Below are 5,215 nucleotides of genomic sequence, written 5' to 3'. Positions count from 1 at the left end.
ACCAGGGGGGGCGGTGACCGCCCCGGCTGCCCGGAGGGGGTGTCCGACGGTGGGGCCGGAGCCCGCGCCCCTCCGGGGTCCGACCGCCCCGCCCGTCGGGACGCGGTTGTGTGCCCCGCCGTCGCCGGTCCATCCCCAAGCGACGGTCGTTCCCTTCGAGCCGCGAATGGCGGCGGGACAAACCCCGAACGCCCCGCCGTTGGCCTCCACCCCGACATCGACCGTAACCGTGTCGGAACCGGTCTTGTCCACGACGCCGTCGTAGTTCTTGACGCCGTCGAACCACCCGTCGAAGGACTGTTTCGCTGCGTCCCCGCCAGCGCTGTCTCCGCCGGACTCCGCCGGTTCCGTCGTCGCAGCCGGTTCAGACTCGGCCTGGTTCTGGCCCGAGTCAGCCGATGCGCTACTGTTCGAACCCGTACAACCGGCGAGTGTCGCAGAGAGGGATGCGGTTGCAGCGAGTGCGGTAAAGCGTCGTCGCGTGAGTGTACGTTCGTGCGTCATCGTTTGCTCGTCAGTGTCGACCGATGCAATCGGTTGCCCCGAACATGTTCGTACCCAGTCTCATCAGTCGCTACTCGCTCGTCCAGTCGGCATAGGACCGGTGTATCCCTCGGGGACGTACGCACAGAGCGGGTCGCTCGCGTGCGGGTCGCCCGTGTGGGCGTAGGCACGTGACCTGCTTCCACCGCAGATGTGGCGGAACTCGCAGGACCCGCACTTTCCGCGGAGGTTGTCGCGGTCGCGGAGCGCTCGGAACAACTCGCTTTCTCTGTATCCCTCGACGAGTCCGCCGTCGCGGACGTTCCCGACCGATTTCGGGAGGAAGCCAGACGGGAACAGCTCACCGGTGTGGCTGACGAACGCGAAGCCGTCGCCTGCGGAGATGCCGAGCCGCCGACCGATGCCGTCGTTCGACGGGGCGTCGATAGAATCCCGCCGCTGTTGAATCGAGACGCGCCGGTAGTGTGGTGCTTCGGTCGTCTTCACGCCGAAGGGAGCGTCGTCGCTCACCGCCGAGAGCCACTCCATAACCTCCTCGGCGTGGTCAGGAGTCAGCGGGTCGAGGACGCGGCCGCGACCCACGGGAACGAGGAAAAACACCGACCACAGCACCGCGCCGAGGTCCGCCACGAGGTCGCGAAGGGCTGGTAGTTCGTCGACCGTTTGGGCACAGACGGTCGTATTTATCTGAAGCGGAATACCGGCGTCGCGGGCCGCCCGTGCCGCTTGGACTGTTTGCTCGAAGCTCCCGTCGACACCTCTGAAAGAGTCGTGTGCCGATGCGGACCCGCCGTCGAGGCTCAACGCGAGACGCTTGATTCCCGCGTCGCCCAGTTGGCTGACCGTCTCCGGCGTCAACGACGTTGTCCCACTGGGCGTCAACGTCATTCGAAGCCCCTGTTTCGTTCCGTACTCGACGAGTTCCGTGAGGTCCGGGCGTGTGAGCGGGTCACCCCCGGAGAGGACGACAAGTTGTCCCGGTCCGAACTCGCTCGCCTGGTCGAGCAGTCGCTTGCCCTCTTCGGTCGTCAGTTCCTCGGGATGACGCAGCGGATTCGCGTCCGCCCGGCAGTGGTTACAGGCCAGATGGCAGGCCTGCGTCACCTCCCAGATGAGGACGAACGGTCGTTGCGTCGTATCGATGTTCGACGGGTCCGGTGCGGCGGATTTCGGTGGGCGTTGTGGTCGAGTCATGAGTCGTTCTGGACAGGGCAGTCGTCACCGCGCTCCGAGCGGAACGTTTCGGACGGTTCTCGCGTTGCCGGTTGCGCCGTCGGTCTCATTATAGGGCTAGTTCATTCCCACAGCAAGAGAGTCGCATCCCGAATATATTCGCCCCCGTGACGGAGACCCCGGGCGAACCAGTTCGGGGTGAACTACCTGCAGGTGCAAGCCCATCGATTGAACATGGATACCGATGCGTACCTCGACGAAGTGGGTGCACCGACCAGACGAACAGTCGACTTCCCCGACGCGAGCGAACTCCCCCCGCCGGAACCACTCCAACAGACGATGAACCGGCTGGTGGAACCCGACGCCGAGACGGTGTTCGTCCAACTCAACGACCGAGCGCCGCAGTTCCTCTATCCGAAACTTGAGGACCGCGGGTTCTCGTATCGAACCGCCGAACACGACGACGGCGTCGTCACCGCAATCTGGCAGGCAGAACCCGACGAGTGAGTACTGCAAGAAATCGACCGGGCAACCACATTCGGTCACGATACATGAAAATGGAGGTGTTTGAAATATATGGAGAAAACAGCCACTAATCAAACAATCCTTCCGCAGAGTCTTCTCAGTATGTGATTAGAGGTCCACCAGTAGGAAACGTACGTCCAATCTTCACCGAATATGTTCGCACAGCATCTCTCAACGGTGAAATCGGTGTTTGATTATACCCGTCGAAAACTCCTCGATTCAACTGGAGGGAGACGACAATGCTATCAACAACCCGAAGACGGACGTTACAGTTACTCGGTCTCGGCGGTGTCGCATCACTCGCAGGGTGTGCCTCTGAGGCACCGACCGCGGCACAATCGCTCGACCAAACTGAAGAACCAACCCCGGCGCAACAAGAGAGCCCGAAAATCGTGGAGCAAGTCGCAGCTAACCCGACGGATATCCCAGACCCGATTACCCGAAGCGAACCCACCGAAGTGGACGTAACGCTCCGTCCAGAGGAGGTGACAGCCGAGGTGGAAGAGGGAGTCACGTTCACCTACATGACCTACAACGGGCAGGTACCGGGACCGTTTATCCGCGTCCGGCAGGGCGACACGGTCAACCTGACCTTCGAGAACCCAGAAGAGAACTCCATGCCGCACAACGTCGATTTCCATGCGGTCGCCGGTCCCGGTGGCGGCGCGGAAGCGACGATGACGAACCCCGGTGAGACGGTGAAAGTCCGGTTCAAAGCGACCTATCCCGGCGCGTACATCTACCACTGTGCGGTGCCGAACATGGACATGCACATCAGCGCGGGGATGTTCGGACTTATCCTCGTCGAACCGCCGGAGGGACTTCCGGAAGTCGACAAAGAGGTCTACATCGGACAGCACGAACTGTACACCGACAAGAAGGCGGGCAAGAAAGGAAAGCACAACTTCGACTTCGAAGCGATGCGGAACGAAGAACCGACGTACGTCGTCATGAACGGCGAAAAGTACGCGTGGACCGACGCCGGACACGGTCCCGCAGCGACCGTCAACACCGGCGAGACGGTTCGGGTGTTCTTCGTCGACGGCGGGCCGAACCTCTCCAGTAGCTTCCACCCCATCGGCAGCGTCTGGGAGACGCTCTACCCCGATGGGTCGCTGAGTACGGACCCACAGACGCACATCCAGACGCGGCTCGTGCCGCCAGGAAGTACGACAGTCGCGACAATGAGTTCGCCAGTTCCGGGTGACTTCAAACTCGTCGACCACTCACTGTCCCGTGTCACACGCAAGGGTTGTATGGCAGTTATCAGAGCAGAGGGGCCCGAAGACCCCGAAATCTTCGACCCAAACCCTGAGTAGGTGACAACCGCCCGTATCGGGCAGTGAAACTGTTCCTTCGATTCCCACCTCGGTGCTTCTTCTCTCCCCATCCCGGTGAACATGTCCGGGGGTACCCATAGGGTCCGTCCGACCGTCGATACAGGTATGATCGGATTCCCCTCACCGTTCGGCGGCGGAAGCGACGACGAACTCTTCGACGAGTACGACGAGTTCGTCCCCGAGCACATCCCCGAACCGGACGAGTTCCTCGACGGACACCGCGTCCTCACCGGCGACGAGCACGTCGCGTTCCACGAGATTACCCGCGACCTGTTCGACGAGCGGACGGTGTACGATATGACCTTCAACTACAACCTCGCCCGATTGAATCTCGATACGCGGCACGAGGGTGCGGGCTACCGCTACGCGGAAGAGCGCGACGACCCCTCGGTGCTGCGAGCCGAATTCACGCCGACGACGCCGTTTTGCCCGCAGACGACTACACTCATCGTCGGGTCTTTTCGAGCGTGGAACGGACTCTCGGAGCGCCACGACTACGACCTCGTCCGCGTTCGCGTCTCGCAGATGCACCACCAAAGCGAGGTAATCAACGAGCAACTCAAGGAATTAGAGACGACAGTCGGTGACTCGGAGTCGGTCGGTTCAGGGTCGGCAGACGAAGACAGACTGTCCGCTACGGACGAGGACGCGATGGAGGGACTGGACGAGGGTGAACTCGACGTTGACGGATTCGGAGAGAGCAACCTCCAATCGCCGTTCTAACACTGAGGACGGGATGTTTCGGGGACTAGTTCCCACACCAAAAGGCGGTTATTCAGAGGTGGGGGCTGGCGCGAACACGAGAACCGCCGTACTGTCGTCGACTGCGCGGGGCGAGATATCGCGTTCGCCGCTGAATTGAACGAGTTCCCCCGGATGTACGTCGACTGTCTCGTCGTCAAGAGACAGTTCGAGGTGGCCCGAGACGAGGTGGAGGACGATATCCATCCCCGGGTGGGTATGTGCAGGGATTTTCTCACCTTGTTCGAGGGTGAGCCTGACCGTTCGGGGCCTGTGTGCTTCGAAGACCTCTGCGTGCGTCTCTTCTGGAAGTTCGTCGAGGGAGGTATGTTCAGCCATGAGTGGGTTGTAGTCCAGCGAGCGGGTAAGTGTTCAGCCGAACCGGTTCGGAACTGCCGGGCAGGGAAATTGTCACCTCGTGTCGACCGAGTCAGTTGAATCGTGCCCCGGTTCGGCGTCTTCGAACAGGGTCGTAACCAGAACGCCGAACAACGAGTGAGGGCTGTGCGTTCGGATGACCGACAACACGTTGGTGATGAACAACGCGACGCCGACGAGAATGAAGGCGCTTCCCAGTCCGGTCGCCACGGTCGGAAGCGCGAATAAATCGGCCGCGACGAGTACGACGCTCCCCCCGACGAGGAGTCCGAAATCGAGCGTGGCGAGGCGAGTGCTGTACAGGTCGTCGACCATCGGGACCGACTCGTATCCGAGTCGGTCGCTGTAGCGGTGAACCCAGACGATGAACGGGACGACGTGGTACAAGGTGCCGAAGATGACGAAGCCGACGAAGCCGACGGCAAAGAGGAGGACTGCGGCTGGCGCGCCGAATAACGTGTCGCGGGCGAGCGGGCTCGCGAGCCACGACGGAAGCGCGAACAGCCCCCAGACTGCGAGCGCCGGCGCGGCGACTGCATACCGAGCGAGCATCG

General features: G+C 61.9%; 6 protein-coding genes and 1 pseudogene. 3 read left to right on the top strand and 4 right to left on the bottom strand.

The window, feature by feature from the left end; translation table 11 throughout:
- Positions 1–504: cupredoxin domain-containing protein (locus QT222_RS07005; protein WP_491476749.1), on the bottom strand; the 504-nt coding region annotated here is incomplete at its 3' end.
- Between the two features lie 63 nt (positions 505–567).
- On the bottom strand, positions 568–1,698 hold the full coding sequence (locus QT222_RS07000; protein ID WP_004059596.1) for a TIGR04053 family radical SAM/SPASM domain-containing protein: 1,131 nt from the start codon (positions 1,696–1,698) through the stop codon (positions 568–570).
- A gap of 213 nt (positions 1,699–1,911) precedes the next feature.
- Between QT222_RS07000 and QT222_RS06995 the strand changes: the two genes are divergently transcribed.
- The 3 genes from QT222_RS06995 (at position 1,912) to QT222_RS06985 (ending at position 4,265) form a co-directional block, all read left to right on the top strand.
- The gene (locus QT222_RS06995) at positions 1,912–2,184 is read left to right on the top strand and encodes a DUF2249 domain-containing protein (RefSeq protein WP_491476748.1); all 273 of its coding nucleotides are present in this window, start codon (positions 1,912–1,914) and stop codon (positions 2,182–2,184) included.
- Between the two features lie 257 nt (positions 2,185–2,441).
- Positions 2,442–3,521, top strand: coding sequence for a copper-containing nitrite reductase (gene nirK, locus QT222_RS06990; protein WP_491476747.1), 1,080 nt, complete (start codon positions 2,442–2,444; stop codon positions 3,519–3,521).
- Positions 3,522–3,647: 126 nt separating this feature from the next.
- Entirely contained in the window at positions 3,648–4,265 is a 618-nt protein-coding gene (locus tag QT222_RS06985) for a DUF7998 family protein (protein WP_491476746.1), read from the top strand.
- 48 nt (positions 4,266–4,313) lie between these two features.
- Here the strand turns inward: QT222_RS06985 and QT222_RS06980 are convergent, their stop codons facing one another.
- Both QT222_RS06980 and QT222_RS06975 read right to left on the bottom strand, forming a co-directional pair.
- Complete coding sequence (locus tag QT222_RS06980) at positions 4,314–4,622, bottom strand: cupin domain-containing protein (protein WP_004059592.1); 309 nt, start codon at positions 4,620–4,622, stop codon at positions 4,314–4,316.
- A 72-nt stretch (positions 4,623–4,694) separates the two neighbouring features.
- Positions 4,695–5,215, bottom strand: a pseudogene (locus QT222_RS06975) (hypothetical protein); the annotation flags it as partial.

This window comes from Haloferax sp. s1 (genome assembly GCF_058382125.1).
Note: the sequence above shows the minus strand (reverse complement) of the source record. Positions and strands in the feature narration are given on the sequence as shown.